Source organism: Labrys wisconsinensis, from assembly GCF_030814995.1.
Taxonomy (GTDB): Bacteria; Pseudomonadota; Alphaproteobacteria; order Rhizobiales; family Labraceae; genus Labrys; species Labrys wisconsinensis.
In genome coordinates, this window is sequence record NZ_JAUSVX010000005.1 from 264754 (window position 1) to 287806 (window position 23053).

Here is a 23053-nt window from a genome sequence, read left to right on the forward strand (position 1 = left end):
CCCCCTCCCATAATCGATCACAGGAAAGGACGGCCGGCATGTCGGCGACGAAGATACTCTGGGGCCAGATCCTTATCGTCTTCGCGATCGTCCTGTTGACGATCTGGACCGCGACGGAATGGACGGCTTGGCGCCTCGGTTTCCAGCCAGAGCTCGGCCGCCCTTGGTTCGAGTTTCTGGGCTTCCCGTTCTATCTGCCGCCGGCCTTCTTCTGGTGGTGGTTCGCCTACGACGCCTATGCGCCGTCGATCTTCATCGAGGGAGCCTACATCGCGGCCTCGGGCGGGCTGATCGCCGCCGTCGTCGCCATAGGCATGTCGGTCTGGCGCGCCCGCGAAGCGAAGAATGCCGAAACCTACGGCTCCGCACGATGGGCGCAACCGAAGGAGATCGAGGAGGCCGGCCTGCTCGGTCCCGATGGCGTTGTGCTCGGCCGGTATCAACGCAGCTATCTCCGCCACGACGGCCCCGAGCATGTGCTGTGCTTCGCGCCGACCCGAAGCGGCAAGGGCGTGGGCCTCGTCATCCCGTCGCTGCTGACCTGGCCAGGTTCGGCGATCGTCCACGACATCAAGGGCGAGAACTGGCAGCTCACCGCTGGCTTCCGCGCCCAGCACGGTCGGGTGCTGCTGTTCGATCCGACCAACGCGAAGTCTTCGGCCTACAATCCGCTGCTCGAGGTCAGGCGCGGTGAGTGGGAGGTGCGCGACGTCCAGAACATCGCCGACATCCTGGTCGACCCCGAAGGCAGTCTCGAGAAGCGGAACCACTGGGAGAAGACCAGCCACGCGCTACTGGTCGGCGCGATCCTTCACGTCCTCTACGCCGAGGAGGACAAGACACTCGCCGGCGTTGCGTCCTTCCTGTCGGATCCCAAGCGACCGATCGAGTCGACGCTCTCCGCCATGATGCGAACGCCGCACCTCGGCGAAGCCGGCGTCCATCCTGTCGTCGCCTCCGCCGCGCGGGAGCTGCTGAACAAGTCTGGCAACGAACGGTCCGGCGTGCTGAGCACGGCCATGTCATTCCTGGGCCTCTATCGCGATCCCGTGGTCGCCGAGGTGACGCGCCGCTGCGACTGGCGGATCGGCGACATCGTCGCCGGCGACCGGCCGACGACGCTCTACCTCGTCGTGCCGCCCTCTGACATCAACCGGACCAAGCCGCTGATCCGGCTGATCCTCAACCAGGTCGGCCGGCGTCTCACCGAAGACCTTCAGGCCAAGGCCGGGAGACGCCGACTTCTCTTGATGCTCGACGAGTTCCCAGCGCTCGGACGCCTCGACTTCTTCGAGTCCGCGCTCGCCTTCATGGCGGGCTACGGCATCAAGAGCTTTCTCATCGCCCAGTCGCTGAACCAGATCGAGAAGGCCTACGGCCCCAACAACTCGATCCTCGACAACTGCCACGTCCGAGTGAGCTTCGCGACCAACGACGAGCGGACGGCCAAGCGGGTGAGCGATGCGCTCGGCACCGCGACCGAGATGAAGGCGATGAAGAATTATGCCGGGAGCCGGCTGTCGCCTTGGCTTGGGCATCTGATGGTGTCGCGCTCGGAGACCGCGCGCCCTCTGCTGACGCCGGGCGAGGTCATGCAGCTCCCGCCCTCCGACGAGATCGTCCTGGTGTCGGGTGTCCATCCGATCCGGGCGAAGAAGGCCCGCTACTATGAGGATGGACGCTTCCAGGAGCGGATCGTGGCGCCGCCTGTCCCGGCGCGGCCGAAGGAGGGTCGCCCCGACGATTGGAGTTCGCGCCCGCTGCCTCCTCGCCCTCCGGCGCCGGTGGCGACCGATAGCGATGACGCCGACGACGAGGATCCGAAGAACGCCGATCGCCGCAAGCAGCCGGAGCTCCGCCAAGGAACCGTCGAGAAGCAGGCGCCGATCGAGAACGAGTTCGCGCTCGATCCGGTCGACGACATGGAGGAGGAGGCGCCGCGGATCGGTCGCATGAACGATCTCATGCAGGGTCTCGCACGGCAGGCCTCGCTCGATCCGGGCGACGACCTCGGCATGTGAGGCGCACATGGCCATGGCGAAGAAGAAGGCTCAGCTCTCCGTCTATCTCGATCCCGATCTCATGCAGGCATTGTCAGCCTATGCCGCACGCCGGGACCAATCGATGTCGCTGATCGCCGAGGCCGCGATCGCGTCGTTCCTGTCGCCGGATGCGGACGAGCGGAAGGAAGCGGCGATCGCCAAACGGCTCGACCAGCAGGACCGCCGCCTGGCGCGGCTCGAGCGCGATGTCGGAATCGGCGTCGAGACGCTGGCGCTGTTCATCCGCTTTTGGCTCAACACGACGCCGCCGCTTCCCGAATCGGCGGCCAAGGCCGCGCGAGCGCAGGCCGGAGCGCGCTACGATAATTTTGTCGCGACGCTTGGCCGACGACTCAACGAAGGTCCGAAGCTGCGGCAGGAAATTCCAGATGATCAAGAACGTGGTTCGCCAGATCGGAATAATACTTCTGAATAAACTCGTCCTGGGCGACATCGCCGATGACCAAGCCTGCCTTGGTGTCGCCGACGAAGCGGGGGGACATCATCAAGACCGCTTGGCGGACTATGAGCGCCTGTGACTCGTCACGCTGATGGAAGTTTCAGCGGGATGAGCAGATAAGGCCATCGACGAACGCTCGGGGCGATGCGTCGATTTGCCGTGCACTGCCGCACACGCGGTGCAACCTACGCCAAATCAGTTGAAAAAACGGCAGCCGCGCTTGCCTTTCCGGCTCTCACGGGACCGCCGTGGCGCGCCATCGCTCAACAATCCGGGCGATCAGCCGCAGAGACTCCGCAGCTCCATCGTCAACGCCCTTTTCGAAGTCTCGCTCGACACGGCCCATCTGGTTAGTGACATGCGCGAGACACAGGACTTGCTTCCGGCACGCTGTAGCGAATGCGTAAAGCGCCGCAGCCTCCATCTCGACGGCCATGATACCCCCGGCGCGCGCCGCGTCTATCGCTCCGGCTGTTTCCCGGAACGGCGCGTCCGTGGTCCAAGTGGATCCCACGTGAACTGCGATGCCGCATTCCGCGAGGGCCGTACTGGCGAGTGCGATTAGGCTGGCATCGGCAAAGCTGTAATCTGCCGGAGCCACGTAGTGGTAGCTCGTTCCTTCGTCGCGGAGCGCGCGATCGATGACGATGAAGTAAGGCGGGTCCTGGACAGGCAAGATTTGGCCAGCAGATGTGATGCTGAGTAGAAGCCTGCAGCCCGAGGCGAATAGCTCCTCGGCCACGAGGACGGCAAATGCTGCCCCGACGGCGCCGCCGACAACGCCGTATGTTAGGCCTTCCTGCTCAAATACGAAGAGTTCAGTGTGATAGCACGGCCAAGCCGCCAGGCGACGGGCCAACTTGTTTCTGCGAAGGGAGCGCACAATGTCGCCGTCCGGGTCAAGGACACAAATGTCCGGGACCGCGCCATCCTCGATGCGCTTCTGTCGGCGCGCCTCCCGAAGCAATGCGTCAGGCGTGAAAATCGAAGGCGCTTGACGGTGCTTCCCCCGCAGGATGGGCGGCGTGGCGGTCGGATCGTTTGATTGCGACGTCATCGGGCCTCGTTCTTCGGATTCACCTGCCGACGCTCGTCCATGGCGATTGCGACGACGGCTCCGGAGAAGAACGTGAGTACGCCAATCGTAGCTATGGCCCAGGCTGCGCCGAACAGATCGGCTATTATGCCAGCGGAGAGAGCGCCAATTGCGTAGCCGAGATCTCGCCAGAAGCGATACACGCTCAGGGAGCGCGCTCGCCAGGAAGGATGCGATGCGTCTGACACCGACGCGATGAGAGTAGGATAAACCATCGCGGTCCCAAGCCCGAGGAGCACGCTGGCGAGGAACCACCAACCATAACTTCTTGTGGCTGCCGTCAAGAAAAGACCAACGGCTTGCACCCACATGCCCGCGACGATCAGACCTTTGCGCCCCCACCGATCGCTGAGGGGTCCGGTGACGGTCTGAAGCACGCCCCACACGGCGGGGTAGATCGCCTTGAGGATGCCGATTCGCTCCACGCTGAGCCCGAAGGCGGCAAAGAAGAGCGGGAAAATCCCCCAGCTCATGCCGTCGTTGAGATTATTGACGAGACCTGCTTGCGAGGCCGCAAACAGGTTGCGATCGCCGAACGAGGCGCGGCGAAAGATCTCCCAGAACGAGATGACTTCGCTGCCCGCCGTATGGTGCGCCACCTCGAGCCCTACGTGATGGCGCGTGTCGCGCACGAGCAGGATCGAGAGGACAAGGCCGAGTGCGGCATAGCCCATCCCGAGATAGAACGGCTCAGGCCTGAGGCCATAACGCTGGGCGATATAGCCGGTGAGGAAGGCCGTGACACCGACCGAGAGGTAGCCCGCGAATTCGTTGAGACCGACGGCGAGGCCGCGCGACTTGGGACCGACGAGATCGACCTTCATGATAACGGTCATCGACCAGGCAAAGCCCTGGTTGATGCCGAGCAGTGCATTGGCGGCGATGATCCAGCCCCAACTCGGCCCCCAGGCGATCATGAACGGCACCGGAAGACCCACGAGCCAACCTAGCACCAGCATGTGCTTGCGGCCGTAGAGGTCTGCGAAATGCCCCGAGACCAGGTTGGCGAGCGCCTTGACCACGCCGAAGCTGACGATGAACGAGACGACGATGGTGGTCGATGCGATCTTGAACTCTTCCGCGCCGATCAGCGGGACCACTGTCCGCTCCAGCCCTACCATGCCACCGACAAAGGCATTGATAAGGACGAGCAACGAAAACTGCTGCCAATTCTCGCGCAAACCTAGCCGAATGTTTAACGACGCGGAGGCAGATGATTCAGCGGCCATGATCACCGCCCCGCGCGATCGGGCATCGGAACGGCACTGAGTGCGATGAAGGCGGCGCCGAAGGTAGTAAAACGCCCCAGCCAGGGGTCGTGCGGCGCTAAAGCCCGCGCGCATATGCCGATGGGCGGATAGAACACGGCGCCGCGGGTTACTGTGACGGAAAGCCCGGCCTGCTCGGCGAGCGCGCGCAGCTCGCCGGCTGTACGAAAACGTGCCGCCTTCCAGGTCGCCGCTCCGAACCAACCGCGCAGGCGGCGGCTCATGGCCCAAAGGCTCAAGCGCCCGAGTTCGCCGAGGACGAGACGCCCGCCCGGCCGCAGCACACGCGCCATTTCGCGCACGGCTCCGGAGGCGTCCCCGACGAAGCAGAGAACGGTGATCGCAGCCACGACATCGAAACTCGCGTCGGGAAAGGGAAGTCGCTCGACCCGCCCGTCCCGAAATGTTGCCACGACCCCCGCTTTGTCGGTGCGTGCGCGCGCTGCGGCAAGCATCGCCGGATCGGGATCGATGCCCGTCGCTTCCGCGCCATGCGACGCTAGCTCGCAGACGAGCACGCCGTCGCCGCAACCGGCGTCGAGCACACGGGCCCCCTCGACATTGCCGATCAAGTCGAGGATCACGCGTTGCTCGATCGCTTCGGTCACCACGCCAAGCGAAGTCGCGCGCCAGGTTTCGTAGACCTTCGGACCAATCTCCGTTGGCGCGGTCGTTGTGCTCATGCGAGCACCCGGCACAATTGATCGACGACCTCCTCAATCTCATCCCGCGTCGTGCCGCGCCCGAGACTGAAGCGGACGGCGCCCATGCCCACGTCGGGAGCAATGCCCATCGCTTGGAGAACCGGCGACAAGGTGATCTGACCGGAATGGCAGGCCGAGCCCGTTGAGGCGGCGACGTTTGGCACCCGCGCCAGGATTTCGGCGCCGACATGCCCGATGAAGGAGACATTGAGTGTGTTTGGCAAACGCTGGTCGGGATGGCCATTGAGCGCGATCCGATTGCCAAACCTGGCTCGGAGGCGGTCCCAGAACAGGTCGCGCAGGCGCTGTGTTGCCGGCATGCCGGTCCATTCCTGCGCGATCTCGCAGGCCTTGCCGAGGCCCGCCGCCAGCAAGGCGCTCTCCGTGCCGGCGCGCCGACCGCCCTCATGTCCGGCACCGTGAATCAAGGGTTCGATCGTAATCCCGCGGCGGATGTAGAGCGCGCCGATCCCCTTCGGCGCGTAGACCTTGTGGCCAGCAATCGACAGCAGATCGACGCCGAGTTCTTGGACTTTGGTCGGTATCTTGCCGACGGACTGTGCCGCGTCCGTGTGCAGAAGGAGCCCGTTCGCGTGGGCGATTTTCGCGATTTCCGCGATTGGCTGGATGGTGCCGACCTCGTTGTTCGCGTGCATGATGCTGATCAGAAACGTGTCCGTGGTGATCGCCTTGCGGACGTCGTCGGGACCGACAAGGCCACTCCCGTCGACCGGGACATAGGTCACGGTCGCGCCCAGCCGATCGAGAAACCGGCAGGGTACGAGGATCGCCGGATGCTCGACTTGCGACGTGACGATATGCGACGGTCGATTGCCGCGCAGAAAGAACAAGCCCTTGAGCGCGAGATTGTTGGCCTCGCTTCCGCCGCTGGTGAAGACGATCTCATCGGCGGCGCAACCGAGAAGTTCCGCGACCTGGCTGCGAGCGCGCTCCAAGGCGGCCTTCGCCGATGAGCTTGCCCAATGGCCACTCGACGGATTGCCGTAGCTCTCCTCAAGAAACGGCCGCATGACCGCCGCCACGGCGGGATCGATGGGCGTGCTGGCGTTGTAATCGAGGTAGACGGGGGCCATGGCGCCTGCATCAGTTGGGGCCGGTTAGAACACCAGCACTTTGTCGACTTCGATTGTTGAGGCCGCGAGTTCATCCATCGAGCTGCGGCGGGCACCATCGATGAGTTCCGCTTCGGTCAGACCGCGCGCATCCATGCAAGTACCGCACAACAGGAGCTTGTGGGCGCCGCTCGTGAAGCGCTTCAGCATGCGTTCGAGGTTGTAATAGCCGTCGGGTGTCTTCTGGCCTCTTCTGCCGCAGGAGACGGCGTCGGCCATCAGGAATATCGTGACCTCGGTCGCGGGATCCTTCTTAACCAGCGCATTGGCGAGTCGCAGTCCGTTGTAGCAGCGCTCGGTCCCATAGGGCGGGTCGTTGAGGATGAACAAGATCTTCATCGGCACCTTCAGTAGTTCGGGCTGGAGAAGTTCAGTCGCCGATGACGCGGCGACGCTCCTCGAACTCTTCCTTATCGATTTCGCCGCGTGCGTACCGCTCCTTGAGGATGTCGATCGGGGAGCGGCCCGGCGGCATGTGCTGCGGCGGCTGAACGTAGTGCCAGGGGCCGCCGAGCCAACGGACGAGAAGAACCGCGACCGCAACCACCACGGCGAGTACAAGGATCATGAACAGTGGACCGAAGATCATCATGCCGTACCATCCTCCTGCCCAATCCATCATGTAGGGGCCGTAGCCATATCGGTTGGGCTCCGACGGCTGTTGCGCCCAGACCAAAGCTGGCGTCAGAGCAACCGCCGCGCTCGCTGTCGCGAGTATCAATTTCGAAACCCTCTTCATCGGCTTATCCATCCTTCGATACTGCGACCGGAACACGGGCTCGGCATCACTGATCGGGCCGCTTGCGGATCTCATTTGGCGGTCAGACAAGTGCAAGTCCGGCATTAGCCGCACGAAGCTCCGCCGCGCCGGGCGGCGGCGGTGGAATCTCCTCTGACATTGCGCGCACAAATGCCTCTTCGTCTTCGATGCGGAACGCCACGTTGTGGCGTTTCTCGAAGCCGATAGTGGACATCGGCTTACCGCTTAGCCGGCGGCCACAAACCGATCCGGCAAATGCCCCTGGCAGCACTTCCAAATAATCCGGCAGCGTCTTCAGACGCTGTAGGCTCCGGAACAGCACGCGCGCTCCTTCTTCGGCCGTCGCGGCAAGCTCAGTTCGCCCGACATCGCCGACCATCAGCGTATGGCCGGTCAAAGCGAACCAGGGCTCATCGCAGCGCGTGCGATCGGTGACGAGCAATGAAATATGTTCGGGTGTGTGCCCGGGCGTGTGGAGCACCTCAGCCGACACGTTGCCGAGCGGAAGCACGTCCCGATCACGAACGCCATAGAACGGGGATGCGGCATCCGCTTCGGCAAACAGCACGTACTTGGCGTCGGCGGCCTCGGCCAACCGTCGCCCCGCTGATATGTGATCGGCGTGGATGTGCGTGTCGACGACATACAGGATACGCATCCCGGTCTCTTCGGCGGTTTTGAGGTAGGGCGCGATATCTCCAACCGGATCGACCACGGCCGCCGCCGCCTTGCCGCCACAGCCGAACAGATAGGAGACCGCTACGGGCTCGGTGTGGAGGAACTGGCGCAGGATCATTGAAACCTCCGATTTCTGGGCGCCTCTCCCGATGCGCCCTGGCTCGATCGACCCCACTATTCGCTTGACATGTTGGGCCGCATGTCGTCATTCAATCATTCTATTGAATGATCCCTTTGTGGGAGTAAGATGTCAAGTCAGAATCCGAAGAGCGCCATGTTCGCCGGCTTCGCGGAGGTGGCTAAGGCACTCGGCCAAGGCCATCGGCTGGAAATCCTCGAACTGCTGGCGCAAGGCGAACGCAGCGTCGAGGCGCTGGCGGAACGCGCGGGGCTGTCAATCGCCAACGCTTCCCAGCACCTTCGTCTAATGCGCCGGGCCGGCCTGCTGGTGTCGCGCCGCGACGGCAAGCGCATTCTTTACGGCCTGAGCGGCCCAGCGGTGCTTGATCTGATCGCGGCGCTCCGCCGCGTCGCCGAACAAAACCTGGCGGAAGTCCGCGAGCTCATCGGCGGCTACTTTCATGAGCGTGACGCACTGGAGCCCGTCGGTCGGAGGGAGCTTGTGCGCCGCCTCAAGGATGGCCTCGTAACCGTGCTCGACGTGCGTCCTGAAGACGAGTTCGCCGCTGGGCATCTGCCGAACGCGGTCAATATTCCCTTGCGCGATCTGGCGCAGCGTCTGCGGGAAATTCCGAAGAGTCGCGAAATCGTCGCCTATTGCCGCGGCCCCTACTGCGTGCTCGCCTTTGAAGCCGTGGCCTTGTTGCGGAGCCGAGGATTCAAGATCAGGCGTCTTGAGGACGGATATCCCGAATGGAAGGCTGCTGGGCTGCCGGTCGAGTGATCCGCGCGGCCTCGCACGGAACACAATCCATCCGACAGACGGATTGACCAGGTTGCGCCAAGACGAGCGGTCGCGCGTCGAATGTCGTGGGATCCTCCGAGCCTCGAACTCCGGTCGACTTGGCTTTTCGATCTTCCGGTTCATCCGGCGCAGCAAGACAGCTTCGCGACCTCCTTGTCGAACGCGAGCGCGGCGAGCTTCAGACCCTCCACCGTGGTCAGATACGGGAATATCGTGTCCGCGATCTGCTGTACGGTCAGTCCGCTACGGATCGCCATGACTGCGGTCTGGATACTGTCGGCGCCCTCCGGAGCGAGGATATGGGCGCCGAGCAGCTTGCCGCTGTCAGCGTCCGCGACGAGCTTAATCAGTCCCCGCGTGTCGCGCGCGGCAAGCGCCCGCGGCACATGGTCGAGGCCAATCGCCGAAACGCGGACGTTGCGCCCGGCCTTTCGCGCCACAGCCTCGGTGAGACCGACGCTTGCGACTTGCGGGTCGGTGAAGACGATGGCCGGCATCGCTGAATTATCGTAGCGCAGGCTGTCGCTATTGAGGGCGTTCTTGGCCGCGAGCTTTGCGCCGTAAGCGGCCATATACACGAACTGGTCACGGCCCGTGACGTCGCCGGCGGCATAGACGCCGGCACGGGTCGTGCGCATGCGGTCGTCGACGACGGCCGCGCCTTTCGTTGTGAGCGCGACGCCAAGATCGCCGAGGCCAAGCCCCTCGGTGTTGGGAGATCGACCCGTCGTCACCAGAACCTTCTCAGCCTCGATCGTCGCGTCCCGGCCGTCGCGCGTGATCTCGAGAGCCACGCCATTCTCGGTTCTGCTAATCGCGCGGTAGGCCGCACCGGAAACGACATCGAGCCCCTCGCCGGCGAAATAGCCGGTCAGCGCCTCGCCAATCTCGGGCTCGGCTTCCGGCAACAGGCGGGAGCGACAGACAAGCGTCACCTTGACGCCGGCGCGGGCGAACATCTGCCCGAGTTCGGCCCCGACATAGCCGCCGCCGATCACCAGCAGCGATCGCGGCAATTCCTCAAGGTCGAGCGCGGTCGTGCTGGTCAGATAGGGCACTGTCTCGATGCCGGGAATGGCGGGCGCCGCCGGTCGCGCGCCGGTCGCAATGATGATCTTGCCGGCCGCTATGTGGGCGCCGTCCACCTCGACGCCGCCCTCGACGAGCCGCGCCTGCCCTTCGCGATAGGCGACGCCGTTATAGACGGGCAGCAGATCGGCGTATTTGGCCTGGCGCAACCCGGCGACGAGGTCGTCCTTCTGCCGGACGGTCGCGCGCCAGTCGGCGAGTTCCGCATGGGCCGCGACGCCGGCGAAGCGCGCTGCGACGCGCGCGTTATGAAGCGTCTCCGCTGCGCGGATCAGCGTCTTCGACGGCACGCAGCCGATATTGACGCAGGTTCCGCCGATCGTGCCGTGGCCAATCAGCGCGACATTCGCGCCCTGCTCGGCCGCGGTGATCGCGGCCGAGAACCCCGCCGACCCTGCGCCGATGACGGCGAGGTCGTAGCGGCGGGTTCGATCCTTCGTGTCCGGCGTGCAGCAATCGTTCATGTATTTGACTTTCGTTTTGCGCTTTCTAGCGCGCAGCAATCGATAGCGTTGGGGTCGGCTGAGCGGAGGCGACGATAGACCCAGACACCAACCAGCCCGATCCCCACGACGCCCGCCACGATCGCGAGCGAACCCGTGAGCAAGGACGCGGAAATCGCGACCGAGCCGATCAAGGCCAACAGGAAAGGTCCGGCGCAACACAGGACAGCCAGACCCGCGACAGCGACCGCTGCGATGGCTTTTTCAGCGTTCATCTCGGACATCCGTTGCCGAAGCGGCCGCGCATCAGCTTTTCGTGGGCTTCGTGACTTCCGCAGGGTAACCCTGGCCGGTAGTGGCCTTGATCATCGCCGCTGGCGAAGTCAGAGCATTGTCATAGGTGACGGTCGCCGTGACATCGGCGTTGCCGTCCGCCTGACTGACCGAAACAGCTGTGACGCCCTTGACGTGGGCGAGCGTGCTCTTGACGATCGGCCCGCACAGCACGCAGCCGGCATGATGAACGTCAAGGACAACGGTGGCTTGCCCCGCCTGCGCGGCGATTGGCGCCATAGCCAAGCCAAGTGCGGCGAATATTCCGATCTGGGTTTTCATGCCTCTAACCTTTTCTGGGATTGAACACTGGGTGTCGATGTCGAAGTGGCTCTCGCCGGACGCCAGAACATCAGAGGAAGTAACGGGCGGCGTAGGGGAAGGCGACGGCGATCACCACGAGCGTCGCGGCGGTCCAGAGGCCAATCTTCGCGATCCGGTCCGATCGGGGCGTGGCGCAGTAGCCGTCCGCGCAGGCGATGTCCCGCTTGCGCCGGAGGCGCCAGCCGCCGTAGCCGATGAAGGCGAGTGAGACGCCGGCAAATATCGGCTGGTAAGGCTCGAGCGCGGTCAGATTGCCGATCCAGGCGCCACTGACGCCGGCCAGAAATAATGCGAAGGGAATGACGCAGCACGACGCCGCCCCGAGAGCTCCGAGGATACCGCCGACAGCGAGCAGGCGCGGGGTTCGATCTGCGTCCAAGCCCTGTGACGCGACGGCCGAGGTATGAGCCGTCGCAGTACCGATTGCGGTTCGTCTATCACTCATCTCAAAGCTCTCTGCTTGCCCAAATCCTCGATCTTGGCCTAGGCTACGGTCTGTAGTAACTACAGGGTCAAGGGAGTTTTTTGCGATGCGCGATCAGACTCCGGCGAGGTGCCTTCAGCGGGCCGAGCTGGCCCGGCGGACGGGCGCCAATCTCGAAACTGTGCGCTACTACGAGAAGGTCGGCCTGCTGCCGCCGCCGCCGCGAACCGGCAACGGCTATCGGAGCTATGACAGCGCACATGAACGCCGTCTCAGCTTCGTGCTGAGGGCGCGGGAACTCGGATTCTCACTCGATGAGGTGCGCGCCTTGCTGCGCCTGGTGGACGAACGGGACCAGCCTTGCGCGGAAGCGAGCCGCCTCGCGGCGACCCACTTGGCGGATGTACGCGTGAAAATCGCCGATTTGAAACGCATGGAGCGCGTGTTGAAGGACGTCGTTGCGCAATGCGGCGATGGAACGCGGCCTGACTGTCCTCTGATCGAAACGTTGTTCCGAGAGCAGCACGCCAAGTAAGGGCGCTCTGGTGGCCTTACCCGTTACATTCGAATACGCCCCCGCAAGTATTTTTTCTCCGCTCTGCGCCTGATCGCTACGCCATCTGAATACTTGTTGAATCGCCCTATTTATTGCCCCTTCTAATCATCCCCGTCGCCAATCGCGTGTCGCGATTGGCCAATGACGGGGACGATCGTGGCGGCTGCTCCGCTCCATTCCGAGGCCTTCTCACGCGGTGCGCGCATGCTGCGCACCGCGCTCGGCCCGGCCATCGCCGCCTTTCTCGAAGACCCGTCGATCGTCGAGGTGATGCTGAATCCCGACGGCCGGCTCTGGATCGATCGGCTCTCCGGCGGCCTTGAGGATAGCGGGCGGACACTGTCGGCCGCCGATGGCGAGCGGATCGTGCGCCTTGTCGCGCACCATGTCGGCGCCGAGGTTCACGCGGAACGCCCGCGTGTCTCGGCCGAGCTGCCCGAGACGGGAGAGCGGTTCGAGGGGCTGCTGCCGCCCGTCGTCGCGGCGCCGGCCTTCGCCATCCGCAAGCCCGCCGTCGCCGTCTTCACCCTCGACGACTATGTCAACGCTGGCACCATGACCGCTGGTCAAGCGGCGCTGCTGCGTGGGGCCGTCGCGTCGCGCAAGAACATCCTCGTCGCTGGCGGCACCGGCACGGGCAAAACGACGCTCACCAACGCGCTCCTGGCCGAGATCGCCGGCACGAGCGACCGCGTGGTGCTGATCGAGGACACGCGCGAGCTGCAATGCCGCGCGCCAAATCTGGTCGCGATGCGAACCAAGGATGGCGTCGCTTCGCTGTCCGACCTTGTCCGCTCTTCGCTGCGCCTTCGGCCCGACCGCATTCCGATCGGCGAGGTTCGCGGCGCCGAGGCGCTCGATCTTCTCAAGGCTTGGGGCACCGGCCACCCCGGCGGGATCGGCACCATCCACGCCGGCACGGCGCTTGGCGCGATCCGTCGCCTCGAACAGCTCATCCAGGAAGCCGTCGTCACCGTCCCCAAGGCGCTGATCGCCGAGACCATCGATCTCGTCGCGGTGCTGCGCGGCCGCGGCTCCGAGCGCCGCCTCTCCGAACTCGCTCTCATCGCCGGTCTCGATCCCGCCACCGGCGATTACCGCCTCCAGTCCGCCGGGGCGGGCGGCGACCCCTTGTCCCTCGGAGATCCCTCATGAACCGCGTTCTCGCCGTCGCTCGCCATTCCCGCCGTCGCCTCGTCGAACTGGTCACGCTGACCACGCTCACACTGGCTTTCGCGCCCGCCGCCTATGCCTCCGGCTCTTCGATGCCGTGGGAGACACCGCTCAATTCAATATTGGAGTCGGTGCAAGGCCCGGTCGCCAAGATCATCTCGGTCATCATCATCACCGTCACCGGCCTGACGCTCGCCTTCGGCGATACCTCGGGCGGCTTCCGCCGGCTGATCCAGATTGTGTTCGGCCTCTCGATCGCCTTCGCCGCGTCGAGCTTCTTTCTCTCGTTCTTCAGCTTCTCCGGCGGAGCGCTGATCTGATGACCGCGATCGTCGATCCCGACGTGCCCGGCTTCTTCGCGCCGGTCCATCGCGCGCTCACCGACCCGATCCTGATGGGCGGCGCGCCGCGGACCGTCGCGATCGCCAACGGCACCTTGGCGGCGGCGATCGCGCTCGGCCTCCGGCTCTGGATCCCTGGCGCACTCATCTGGGCAGTCGGCCATGCCGCCGCCGTCTGGGCGGCGAAACGCGACCCGCAATTCGTCGACGTGGTGCGCCGGCACCTTCGCTACCCCGCACATCTGGGGGTGTGAGGCCGCCATGCTGAACCTTGCCGAATACCGCCATCGTCCTGCCGGCCTCGCCGACTTCCTGCCCTGGGCCGCTCTCGTCGGTGAGGGTGTCGTCCTCAACAAGGACGGCTCGTTCCAGCGCACCGCCCGTTTTCGCGGACCGGACCTCGACAGCGCGACGCCGGCCGAGTTGGTAGGCGTCACCGCACGGCTGAACAACGCGCTGCGCCGGCTCGGCTCCGGCTGGGCGATCTTCGTCGAGGCGCAGCGGATCGCCGCCCAGACCTATCCGCATTCGACGTTTCCTGATCCGGCATCGGCCCTGGTCGATCTCGAACGGCAGGACGCCTTCGAGGAGGCAGGCGCCCACTTCGAGAGCCGCTATTTCCTGACCTTCGTCTGGCTCCCGCCGGCCGAGGACGCCTCGCGCGTCGAGGGCTGGCTCTATGAGGGCCGCGCGCAGACCGGCGTCGATCCTTGGGAGCTGCTGCACGGCTTCGTCGATCGGACCAACCGCGTCCTGCAACTGGTCGAAGGGTTCATGCCCGAGGTCGATTGGCTCGATGACGGCGACACGCTGACCTATCTGCACTCGACGATCTCAACACGGCAGCAGCGCGTGCGCGTCCCCGAGACGCCGATGCACCTCGATGCGCTGCTCGCTGACGAGCCGCTCGCCGGCGGACTGGAGCCGCGGCTCGGCGCCCATCATCTGCGGACACTCACCGTGGTCGGATTCCCGACCACGACTCATCCCGGCATCCTCGACGAGCTGAACCGGCTCGCCTTTCCGTATCGCTGGTCGACCCGTGCGATCCTCCTCGACAAGACCGAGGCGGTGAAGCTGCTGACCAAGATCCGGCGGCAATGGTTCGCCAAGCGCAAGTCGATCGCCGCCATCGTCAAAGAGGTGATGACCAACGAGGCCTCGACGCTGGTCGATAGCGATGCGGCCAACAAGGCGGCCGACGCGGACCTCGCGCTTCAGGAGCTGGGCTCCGACGATGTGGGCCAGGCCTATGTCACCGCCACTGTCACCGTCTGGGACGAAGACGCCGGCCTCGCGGCGGAGAAGCTGCGCCTCATCGAGAAGGTGATCCAGGGCCGCGATTTCACCTGCATGCCGGAAGGGGTGAACGCGCTCGAGGCCTGGCTCGGCTCCGTTCCCGGCCATGCCTACGCCAACGTCCGCCAGCCCCCGGTCTCGACGCTGAATCTCGCCCACATGATCCCGCTTTCAGCGGTCTGGGCCGGGCCGGCACGCGACGAGCATTTCCAGGCGCCGCCGCTGCTGTTCGGCAAGACCGAGGGGTCCACGCCGTTCCGGCTGAGCCTCCATGTCGGCGACGTCGGCCATACGCTGATCGTCGGCCCGACCGGCGCGGGCAAGTCCGTGCTGCTGGCCCTGATGGCAATGCAGTTCCGCCGCTACCGGAACAACCAGATTTTCGCCTTCGACTTCGGCGGCTCGATCCGCACCGCGGCGCTCGCGATGGGCGGCGACTGGCACGACCTCGGCGGTAGCTTGTCGGCCGGGTCGGAGCATTCCGTCTCGCTGCAACCGCTGGCGCGGATCGACGATCTGGCCGAGCGCGCCTGGGCGGCGGAATGGGTAACAACCATCCTTGCGAAGGAAGGCGTCACGATTGATCCGATCGCGAAGGAGCATGTCTGGTCGGCGTTGACGTCGCTGGCCTCGTCGCCGGTGGGCGAGCGCACGATCACCGGCCTCGCGGTCCTGCTGCAATCCACCGCGCTGAAGCAGGCGTTGCAAACCTATTGCGTCGGCGGTCCCTCCGGCCGGCTGCTCGATGCCGAGTCCGAGCGCCTCGGTTCCAGTTCGGTTCAGGCCTTCGAGACCGAGGGCCTGATCGGCGCCGGCGCGGCGCCTGCCGTGCTGACCTATCTGTTTCACCGCATCGAGGGCCGCCTCGACGGCCGGCCGACCTTACTGATCATCGACGAGGGCTGGCTGGTCCTCGACGATCCCGCCTTCGCGCAACAGCTTCGCGAATGGCTGAAGACGTTGCGTAAGAAGAACGCCTCCGTCGTCTTCGCCACGCAATCGCTCTCGGACATCGACGGCAGCAACATCGCGCCCGCCATCGTCGAGAGCTGCCCGACACGCATCTTCCTGCCGAACGAACGCGCGATCGAGCCGCAGATCACGGCGATCTACCGGCGCTTCGGCCTCAACGATCGCCAAATCGAGATCCTCGCGCGGGCGACGCCGAAGCGCGACTACTACTGCCAATCCCGCCGCGGCAACCGGCTGTTCGAGCTCGGACTCGGGCCGGTCGCGCTGGCGTTCTGTGCCGCATCCTCCAAGCAAGACCACGCCGCAATCGAACGCGTCATCGCCGAGAGCGGTCGTAAAGCCTTCACGCCCACCTGGCTCGCCGATCGCGAGCTTCTCTGGGCCGCTGATCTCATCCCCGAGCTGACCAACCTGGAGACGTCATCATGATCAAGCTGCGTCATCTGGCGGCGGCAAGCACCGTCGTGCTGTCCCTGGCCGTCGCCGTGCCGCCGGCCTCGGCGCAATGGATCGTCTACGATCCGACCAACTTCAGCCAGAACGTGCTGACGGCGGCGCGTGAGCTCCAGCAGATCAACAACCAGATTCAGATGTTGACCAATCAGGCGACGAGCCTGGTCAACCAGGCGCGCAATCTCGCCAACCTGCCGATGTCGACGCTGACCCAGCTTCAGTCGTCGATCGCACAGACCCAGTCGCTGCTCGGCCAAGCGCAAAACATCGCCTTCAACGTCCAGCGGATCGAGCAGGCTTATTCGACCAGCTACGGCAGCGCAGCGGGCACGGGCTCGACCACAACGATGGTCGCCAATGCTCAGCAGCGCTGGCAAAATTCGGTCGCGGCTTTCGAGGACAGCCTGAAGGTTCAGGCGGGCGTGGTCGGCAATATCCCGACCAATTCCAGCGCCATGACCTCCCTGGTCACAGCCAGCCAGAGCGCGACGGGTGCGCTGCAAGCGGCGCAGGCCGGGAACCAGCTTCTGGCCCTCCAATCCCAGCAGCTCTCCGACGTCGTCGCCGTGTTGTCGGCGAAAGGCCGTGCCGACGCGCTGGAGCAGGCGCGCGTCGCCGCAGCCGAAGCGCAAGGCCAGCAGAACTACAAGACCTTCTCGACGCGCAGCGGCTACCAGCCTGGCAACGTCACGATGTTCAGCGGCAACTGAGGCGGGCTGATGCTGGGCCGGTCGGACATCTTCCGCGCCGCCGCGATCTTGGCCTTGATCGCGTGCTTCGCCGCGACCCTCTTCGCGATCAACCGGCATCCCTCGATGCCCGTTGTCGAGCCCCTTCCGACCATCACCGCTCCAGCCACCGATGACCTCGCGGCCGAGCTGCGCCGGTGCAGCGCGCTCGGTCCCAAGGATGCCGTGGATGCGCGTTGTGAGGCGGTCTGGGAGGAGAACCGCCGGCGCTTCTTCGGCAGGCCGGCGCGGCCGCTGCCGCCATCGCCCCCGGGCGCCGTCGCGCCGGCCACCACCACTTCGGGAGATGCGCGATGAACAACGTCGGGGTCATCGACACCTTCCTCAACACGTTCACGACCTACATCGACTCGGGCTTCGGCCTGATCAAAGGCGAGGTCGCCTATCTGTCATCGACGTTGATCGTCATCGACATCACATTGGCGGGCCTGTTCTGGGCATGGGGCGCCGACGAGGACATTCTCCAGCGCCTAGTGAAGAAGACCCTCTACATCGGCTTCTTCGCCTTCATCATCACCAACTTCAACAATCTCTCCGCCATCGTCTTCAACAGCTTCGCTGGCCTCGGCCTGAAGGCTGGCGGCTCGACGATCTCGACCGCCACATTTCTGCAGCCCGGCCATCTCGCGCAAGTCGGCCTCGACGCGGGCCAGCCGCTGCTCGACGCCGCGAGCCAGATGATGGGCTTCACCAGCTTCTTCGCGAACTTCGTCCAGATCGCGGTGCTGATGGTGTCGTGGCTGCTGGTGCTGATCGCCTTCTTCATCCTGGCGGTGCAGCTCTTCGTCACGCTGATCGAGTTCAAGCTGACGACGCTCGCCGGCTTCATCCTCATCCCCTTCGCCCTCTTCAACAAGACCGCCTTCCTTGCCGAGAAGGTTCTCGGCAACATCGTCGCTTCCGGCGTGAAGGTGATGGTGCTCGCCGTCATTGTCGGAATCGGCACCGGCCTCTTCTCGCAGTTCACCCAGACCTATGCCAGCGGCCAGCCGACCATCGAGCAGGCGCTGTCCGTCGTGCTCGCGGCGCTGGCAATGCTGGGCCTCGGCATCTTTGGGCCCGGCATCGCCACGGGTCTCGTCTCCGGCGCGCCGCAACTCGGCGCGGGCGCTGCCGTCGGCACTGGCCTTGCCGTCGCCGGCACTGCCATGGCCGGCGCTGGCGCGCTTGGCCTGGCCGGAAGGGGAGCGATGGCGGCTGCGTCGGGGACGGCGGCCGCGGCCCGTGGTGGTGCGGCCATGGCCGGTGGCGCCTCTTCCGCCTACAGCCTGGCCTCCGCCGGCCGGTCCGGCGCGTCGGGCATGGCCGCTGGTCTTGGCGGTGTCGGTCGGGCCGCGGCGGCGGCGGCCTCAGCGCCAATGCGCCGCGCGGCGGCTCAGGCCGCAGGCTCGATGCGCGACAGCTTCGCTGCCGGCGCGAGGTCCAGTTTCGCGGCCACGGGCGGCTCCTCGACGAAAGGAACGGTCGGCAGCGGCGAGGCGGTCGCCCCTACGCCGAGTTCGAGCGGATCCAGTCCTCCCGCTTGGGCGCAGCGGATGCGACGCAATCAATCGATCCACCAGGGCGCGACCACCGCGGCGCACGTCCTCAGGTCCGGTGACAGCCACGGCGGCGGCCATTCCGTCGATCTTTCGGGAGAATAGACAATGGCGCTCTTTCGCCGATCCACGGTCCGCTACGGCCGTACCCCCGAACCCGAGACCCCCTACCAGCGCGCCGCCCAAGCTTGGGATGAGCGAATTGGTTCGGCCCGGGTGCAGGCGAAGAACTGGCGGCTGATGGCCTTCGGCTCACTCGCGCTTTCGATGGGTCTGGCCGGTGGCCTGGTCTGGCAATCCACCCACGGCAGCATCGTCCCCTGGGTGGTGCAGGTCGACAAGCTCGGCCAGGCTCAGGCTGTCGCGCCGGCCACGGCCGACTACGCCCCGAGCGATCCGGAGATCGCCTGGTATCTCGCCCATTTCATCGAGATGGTCCGCTCGCTGCCGGCCGATCCGATCATCGTGCGGCAGAACTGGCTCCAGGCCTACGACTTCACCACCACCTCGGGCTCGCAGGCGCTCAACGACTACGCCCGCGCCAACGATCCGTTCGCCAAGCTCGGCCACCAGCAGATCGCCATCGACGTCTCGAGCGTGATCCGCGCATCGCCGTCCAGCTTCCGAGTCGAGTGGGTCGAGCACCGCTATCAGGACGGCGCGCTCGCCGACACCTCGCGCTGGACCGCGATCCTCACCGTCGCGATCCAGCCGCCAACCTCCGCCGACGTGCTCCGCAAGAACCCGCTCGGCATCTACGTCACCGCCATCAACTGGTCGAAGGAGCTGGGACAATGACCCCGCCGATTTCCATGGAAGCCGGCGGTCCGGCTTCACGTCTTTCCGTCTCTCAACCGAGCCAGAAGGGCGGCTTTGCGCCTTTCCGTAAATCCGGCTTCGCGGCTCTGCTGCTATCCGTGACGGCGCTCGCCGGCTGCGCCCACAAGTTCATTCCGCCCGACATCAACTACGATACCGCCGTGCCGGCGAAGCTCTCCGTCGATCCACCGCCGCCGGTGAAGATCGTCGAGCTTCCGAAGCCATTGCCGCTGCCGGGCCAGTTGAAGCCGCTCGACACCGGCAAGCCCGCGCCGGAAGCAGCGGACCCCACCGTGCGCGTCAATCAGGCCAACGCGGCCGCCCGCATCCAGCCGGTTCGCAACGGCTTCATCAACGCCGTGCAGGTCTATCCCTATTCGGCGGGCGCGCTCTATCAGGCCTACACGGCGCCAGGCGAGATCACCGACATCGCCCTGCAGGAGGGCGAACAGCTCGTCGGCACGGGGCCGGTCGCCGCCGGCGACACCGTGCGCTGGATCATCGGCGACACCGAGAGCGGGGCGGGTCCGACCAAGCGGATTCACATTTTGGTCAAACCCACCCGACCGGATCTCGTCACAAATCTCGTCATCAACACCGATCGGCGGACCTATCTGCTGGAGCTGCGCTCGACCGAGAAGACCTATATGGCGTCGGTCTCCTGGCAATATCCGGAAGACCAGCTCATTGCGCTGCGCCAGCAAAATGCGGCGGCCGAAACAGCCGCGCCGATCGCCACCGGCGTCGATCTGGCCGCGATCAACTTCCGCTATGCGATCGAGGGTGACAATCCCGCTTGGCGGCCGCTGCGCGCCTTCGACGACGGCCAGAAGGTCTACATCGAATTCCCGTCCGGCATCCGCCAGGGCGAAATGCCGCCGCTCTTCGTCATCGGCCCGGCGGGCAGCTCCGAGCTGGTGAACTATCGGGTCCGCGCCAACTACTACATCGTCGACCGCCTGTTCGCCGCAGCCGAACTTCGTCTCGGCGACAAGGATAGCGAGCGGCGCGTCCGCATCGTCCGCACCGATGGAAGGCCGCGGTCATGACGGACGAACCGGAAGCACAAGCGCCGGCGCCAGCGCCTGTCGTGCCGCCCGATTTGCGGCTCCGGGGCGAACGGCCGCGCGTCACGCGCCTCTCGCGTAAGGTGCTGATCACGCTCGGCGCCGTGTCGGCCCTCGCGGTCGCGGGCGCTCTCGGCTACGCCCTTCAGACCCGGAACAGGTCGCAGACCGGGCAGGAGTTGCTCAGCACCCAAAGCCGCCCCTCGGCCGAGGGGCTGGCCGGGCTGCCGAAGGACTATACCGGCCTTCCGCGCCAGGCGCCGCAAATCGGGCCGCCACTCCCGGGCGACCTTGGCAAGCCCATCCTCAATGCCGGCGCCGCGCCAAATACCAGCGTGTCGGCAACCACGCCCGATCCCGCAGCGCAGCGGCTGGCTCAGGAAACCGAGGCAGCGCGCATAAGCCGCCTGTTCGCCCAGACCAATCAGCAGCCGCAGCCGGTCGGCCTCGTTGCTCCGCCGGCGACGGCGACACAGGGCGGTCCGACGCCCACGCCACCCGTCGATGCGGGGTCCGCGCAGAACATGCAGGATCGCAAGACCGCGTTCCTCAACGCCGCGACGGACAAGCGAACGGTCAGCCCCGACCGTCTCGAAGCCAAGGCTTCGCCCTATGTCGTGCAGGCGGGAACCGTGATCCCTGCGGCGCTCATCACCGGCATCCGCTCCGATCTTCCGGGCCAGATCACGGCCCAGGTGACGGAGGCCGTCTACGACAGCCCGACCGGGCACTACCTGCTGATCCCGCAGGGCGCGAAGCTGATTGGACAATACGACAGCTCGGTAGCCTTCGGTCAGAGCCGCATCCTTCTCGTCTGGACGCGCATCATCATGCCGGACGGCAATTCCATCGTGCTGGAACGACAGCCGGGCGCCGATACCCAAGGCTATGCGGGGCTCGAAGACGAGGTCGATAACCATTGGGGCATGCTGTTCAAGGCCGCCGTCCTCTCGACCCTCCTCAGCGTCGGCGCGGAGGCCGGCACAAGCCAGAACGAGAACAATCTCGTGCAAGCGATCCGCTCCGGCGCGTCGAACAGCATCAGCCAGACCGGCCAGCAGATCGTACAGCGCCAGCTCAACATCCAGCCGACGCTCACCATCCGACCGGGCTTTCCGGTTCGTGTCATCGTCACGCGCGACCTGGTGCTGGCGCCCTACGGTCAGGGAGGCACACCATGACGAAGCTCAAACTCGGGCCACTGACCGACGACAAGCCGGTCAAAATCAGCGTCGAGCTACCGGCCGCCGTGCATCGCGATCTCGTCGTTTATGCTCAGGTGCTCGGCCGGACGACCGGTCAAACGGCGCCCGAGCCTTCGAAGCTCATCGCGCCGATGATCGAGCGATTCATGGCGACCGACCGTGCCTTCGCCAAAGCGCGTCGTGATCGAAGCGCTCAGGTCGTTGGCGGTTCGACCGAGAAATCAGGGTAGTGTTCGCGTAACATCGCCAGGAACGACCCCAACGCCGGGTTGCTGTTCGCGTCTCGCCAATAGGCCATGAATTTGACTTGGGTCGGGCCGTCATCGTCCCAGACTTCCCGGTAGACGACGCCTTCGTGGCGGACGCCCGTCGCGCCCTCGAACATCAGGAGCGTGCCATAGTTCGCACTGACCAGGCTCAGCAGCCTGTCCAGTGACGAGTCCTGGTGGACGATCTGCTGAGAGCCGACGGCATGACGAAGTTTCGCCGCGAGCAACCCCTCCAACTCCGGCCCAGGGCCTTGCTGTGGGACGAGAAACTTTTCGTTTGCGAGATCCGCCCAGCGAATCCTCGAATTCTGGCCAAGCGGATGATGCTGCGGGAAGGACACGATCACCCGTTCGCTCCAAAGCGGGAGCATCCGGCCGTCCCAGGAGGTCGCATGGCCGGTCATGATCGCAATATCGACGGCGCTCCCCGCCAGAGCGCATAGCAGCCGATCCTGGCTGCCATCGACGGTGCGCACATCCACGTCCGGAAAGCGGCGATGGTATTCGACGAGCGTCGCGTGCATGTGTCCCGCTGACGGGGAGGCATGAACGCCAATTGTCAGGAGGCCGAGTTCACCACGGCTTCTGCTTTTGATCCGTCGGAGCTCCGTGTCCACGTCATCGAGGATCCGTTTGGCGCTCGCGACGAACTCCAGTCCGACCGTGGTGAGGTGGGTGCCGCCATTCGTCCTTTCGAACAAGACCACGCCAAGCTGGCGCTCGATCTCGTGCAGCCGGCGGCTCAAGGTCGATTGGCGTATGTTCAGAGCTTCCGCCGCCTGCCGCAGGCTGCGGTGCTGTGACGTCACGACAGCCAAACGCAGATCACTAAGCTCTACATCCACACGACTCACTTCATCGGCCTTGACGGGCCGCCTTTCACAAACTTTGCCCCCTCTTGCGTCCCCCTCCGTGATCGACTCTACCCAAACG

27 protein-coding genes are annotated in these 23053 nt (G+C 65.2%); 15 read left to right on the top strand and 12 right to left on the bottom strand.

Annotation, left to right across the window (positions count from 1 at the left end; genetic code table 11):
• Positions 1-38: 38 nt before the first annotated feature.
• On the top strand, positions 39-2021 hold the full coding sequence (locus tag QO011_RS15900; RefSeq protein ID WP_307273779.1) for a conjugal transfer protein TraG: 1983 nt from the start codon (positions 39-41) through the stop codon (positions 2019-2021).
• A 7-nt stretch (positions 2022-2028) separates the two neighbouring features.
• A complete protein-coding gene (locus QO011_RS15905) occupies positions 2029-2478 on the top strand; it encodes a CopG family transcriptional regulator (RefSeq protein ID WP_307273782.1) in 450 nt (149 codons plus the stop codon).
• A gap of 259 nt (positions 2479-2737) precedes the next feature.
• Here QO011_RS15905 and QO011_RS15910 read toward each other — a convergent pair whose 3' ends face one another.
• The 7 genes from QO011_RS15910 to QO011_RS15940 all read right to left on the bottom strand — a co-directional run bounded on the left by QO011_RS15910 (position 2738) and on the right by QO011_RS15940 (position 8259).
• Entirely contained in the window at positions 2738-3559 is an 822-nt protein-coding gene (locus tag QO011_RS15910) for a nucleoside phosphorylase (protein ID WP_307273783.1), read from the bottom strand.
• Positions 3556-4827: an MFS transporter gene (locus QO011_RS15915; RefSeq protein WP_307273786.1), complete on the bottom strand. Its 1272-nt coding sequence runs from the start codon at positions 4825-4827 to the stop codon at positions 3556-3558. The genes QO011_RS15910 and QO011_RS15915 overlap by 4 nt, the downstream gene beginning before the upstream one ends.
• A 2-nt stretch (positions 4828-4829) precedes the next feature.
• Entirely contained in the window at positions 4830-5549 is a 720-nt protein-coding gene (locus tag QO011_RS15920; RefSeq protein ID WP_307273789.1) for a class I SAM-dependent methyltransferase, read from the bottom strand.
• Positions 5546-6664, bottom strand: a complete 1119-nt coding sequence (locus QO011_RS15925) for a cysteine desulfurase family protein (RefSeq protein WP_307273792.1) — start codon at positions 6662-6664, stop codon at positions 5546-5548. The genes QO011_RS15920 and QO011_RS15925 overlap by 4 nt, the downstream gene beginning before the upstream one ends.
• A gap of 24 nt (positions 6665-6688) precedes the next feature.
• The gene (locus QO011_RS15930) at positions 6689-7042 is read right to left on the bottom strand and encodes a DsrE/DsrF/TusD sulfur relay family protein (protein ID WP_307273794.1); all 354 of its coding nucleotides are present in this window, start codon (positions 7040-7042) and stop codon (positions 6689-6691) included.
• A 31-nt stretch (positions 7043-7073) separates the two neighbouring features.
• Positions 7074-7442, bottom strand: coding sequence for an SHOCT domain-containing protein (locus tag QO011_RS15935; protein WP_307273796.1), 369 nt, complete (start codon positions 7440-7442; stop codon positions 7074-7076).
• A gap of 82 nt (positions 7443-7524) precedes the next feature.
• Positions 7525-8259, bottom strand: a complete 735-nt coding sequence (locus tag QO011_RS15940; protein WP_307273799.1) for an MBL fold metallo-hydrolase — start codon at positions 8257-8259, stop codon at positions 7525-7527.
• A gap of 129 nt (positions 8260-8388) precedes the next feature.
• Here QO011_RS15940 and QO011_RS15945 point away from each other — a divergent pair, with 129 nt between their 5' ends.
• Positions 8389-9045 carry an ArsR/SmtB family transcription factor gene (locus QO011_RS15945; RefSeq protein WP_307273801.1) on the top strand — a complete coding sequence of 219 codons (657 nt, stop codon included), beginning with the start codon at positions 8389-8391 and terminating at the stop codon, positions 9043-9045.
• 140 nt (positions 9046-9185) lie between these two features.
• Here the strand turns inward: QO011_RS15945 and merA are convergent, their stop codons facing one another.
• The 4 genes from merA to QO011_RS15965 form a co-directional block, all read right to left on the bottom strand.
• Positions 9186-10619: a mercury(II) reductase gene (gene merA, locus QO011_RS15950; RefSeq protein WP_442358304.1), complete on the bottom strand. Its 1434-nt coding sequence runs from the start codon at positions 10617-10619 to the stop codon at positions 9186-9188.
• Positions 10616-10873 carry a hypothetical protein gene (locus tag QO011_RS15955; RefSeq protein WP_307273804.1) on the bottom strand — a complete coding sequence of 86 codons (258 nt, stop codon included), beginning with the start codon at positions 10871-10873 and terminating at the stop codon, positions 10616-10618. Before QO011_RS15955 ends, merA begins: the two co-directional genes overlap by 4 nt.
• A gap of 31 nt (positions 10874-10904) precedes the next feature.
• The gene (locus tag QO011_RS15960; RefSeq protein ID WP_307273807.1) at positions 10905-11213 is read right to left on the bottom strand and encodes a heavy-metal-associated domain-containing protein; all 309 of its coding nucleotides are present in this window, start codon (positions 11211-11213) and stop codon (positions 10905-10907) included.
• Positions 11214-11283: 70 nt separating this feature from the next.
• Positions 11284-11700: a mercuric transporter MerT family protein gene (locus QO011_RS15965; RefSeq protein WP_307273810.1), complete on the bottom strand. Its 417-nt coding sequence runs from the start codon at positions 11698-11700 to the stop codon at positions 11284-11286.
• An 85-nt stretch (positions 11701-11785) separates the two neighbouring features.
• On the opposite strand from QO011_RS15965, the gene QO011_RS15970 reads away from it, so the two are divergent.
• From QO011_RS15970 to QO011_RS16025, 12 genes are all read left to right on the top strand, one after another.
• Positions 11786-12214, top strand: coding sequence for a MerR family transcriptional regulator (locus QO011_RS15970; RefSeq protein ID WP_307273813.1), 429 nt, complete (start codon positions 11786-11788; stop codon positions 12212-12214).
• Positions 12215-12376: 162 nt separating this feature from the next.
• Positions 12377-13390 (top strand): P-type conjugative transfer ATPase TrbB, encoded by a 1014-nt coding sequence (gene trbB / locus QO011_RS15975; RefSeq protein WP_370881963.1) that lies wholly within the window; start codon positions 12377-12379, stop codon positions 13388-13390.
• Positions 13387-13728, top strand: coding sequence for a TrbC/VirB2 family type IV secretion system protein (locus QO011_RS15980; RefSeq protein ID WP_188581212.1), 342 nt, complete (start codon positions 13387-13389; stop codon positions 13726-13728). Before trbB ends, QO011_RS15980 begins: the two co-directional genes overlap by 4 nt.
• The gene (locus QO011_RS15985; RefSeq protein ID WP_243065339.1) at positions 13728-14003 is read left to right on the top strand and encodes a VirB3 family type IV secretion system protein; all 276 of its coding nucleotides are present in this window, start codon (positions 13728-13730) and stop codon (positions 14001-14003) included. The genes QO011_RS15980 and QO011_RS15985 overlap by 1 nt, the downstream gene beginning before the upstream one ends.
• A gap of 7 nt (positions 14004-14010) precedes the next feature.
• Positions 14011-16449: a conjugal transfer protein TrbE gene (trbE, locus tag QO011_RS15990; RefSeq protein ID WP_307274224.1), complete on the top strand. Its 2439-nt coding sequence runs from the start codon at positions 14011-14013 to the stop codon at positions 16447-16449.
• Positions 16446-17183 carry a P-type conjugative transfer protein TrbJ gene (gene trbJ, locus QO011_RS15995; RefSeq protein ID WP_307273821.1) on the top strand — a complete coding sequence of 246 codons (738 nt, stop codon included), beginning with the start codon at positions 16446-16448 and terminating at the stop codon, positions 17181-17183. Before trbE ends, trbJ begins: the two co-directional genes overlap by 4 nt.
• A 9-nt stretch (positions 17184-17192) precedes the next feature.
• On the top strand, positions 17193-17519 hold the full coding sequence (gene trbK-alt, locus QO011_RS16000) for a putative entry exclusion protein TrbK-alt (RefSeq protein ID WP_307273824.1): 327 nt from the start codon (positions 17193-17195) through the stop codon (positions 17517-17519).
• Positions 17516-18865 (top strand): P-type conjugative transfer protein TrbL, encoded by a 1350-nt coding sequence (trbL, locus tag QO011_RS16005; protein ID WP_307273827.1) that lies wholly within the window; start codon positions 17516-17518, stop codon positions 18863-18865. Before trbK-alt ends, trbL begins: the two co-directional genes overlap by 4 nt.
• A gap of 3 nt (positions 18866-18868) precedes the next feature.
• Positions 18869-19558 carry a conjugal transfer protein TrbF gene (gene trbF / locus QO011_RS16010; protein WP_307273829.1) on the top strand — a complete coding sequence of 230 codons (690 nt, stop codon included), beginning with the start codon at positions 18869-18871 and terminating at the stop codon, positions 19556-19558.
• Positions 19555-20628, top strand: coding sequence for a P-type conjugative transfer protein TrbG (gene trbG / locus QO011_RS16015; RefSeq protein WP_307273831.1), 1074 nt, complete (start codon positions 19555-19557; stop codon positions 20626-20628). The genes trbF and trbG overlap by 4 nt, the downstream gene beginning before the upstream one ends.
• Positions 20625-21827, top strand: coding sequence for a TraB/TrbI/VirB10 family type IV secretion system protein (locus QO011_RS16020; protein WP_307273833.1), 1203 nt, complete (start codon positions 20625-20627; stop codon positions 21825-21827). The genes trbG and QO011_RS16020 overlap by 4 nt, the downstream gene beginning before the upstream one ends.
• The gene (locus QO011_RS16025; protein ID WP_307273836.1) at positions 21824-22081 is read left to right on the top strand and encodes a DUF2274 domain-containing protein; all 258 of its coding nucleotides are present in this window, start codon (positions 21824-21826) and stop codon (positions 22079-22081) included. The genes QO011_RS16020 and QO011_RS16025 overlap by 4 nt, the downstream gene beginning before the upstream one ends.
• Here the strand turns inward: QO011_RS16025 and QO011_RS16030 are convergent.
• Positions 22045-22965 (bottom strand): LysR family transcriptional regulator, encoded by a 921-nt coding sequence (locus QO011_RS16030; RefSeq protein WP_307273837.1) that lies wholly within the window; start codon positions 22963-22965, stop codon positions 22045-22047. The genes QO011_RS16025 and QO011_RS16030 overlap by 37 nt on opposite strands.
• Between the last annotated feature and the right edge of the window lie 88 nt (positions 22966-23053).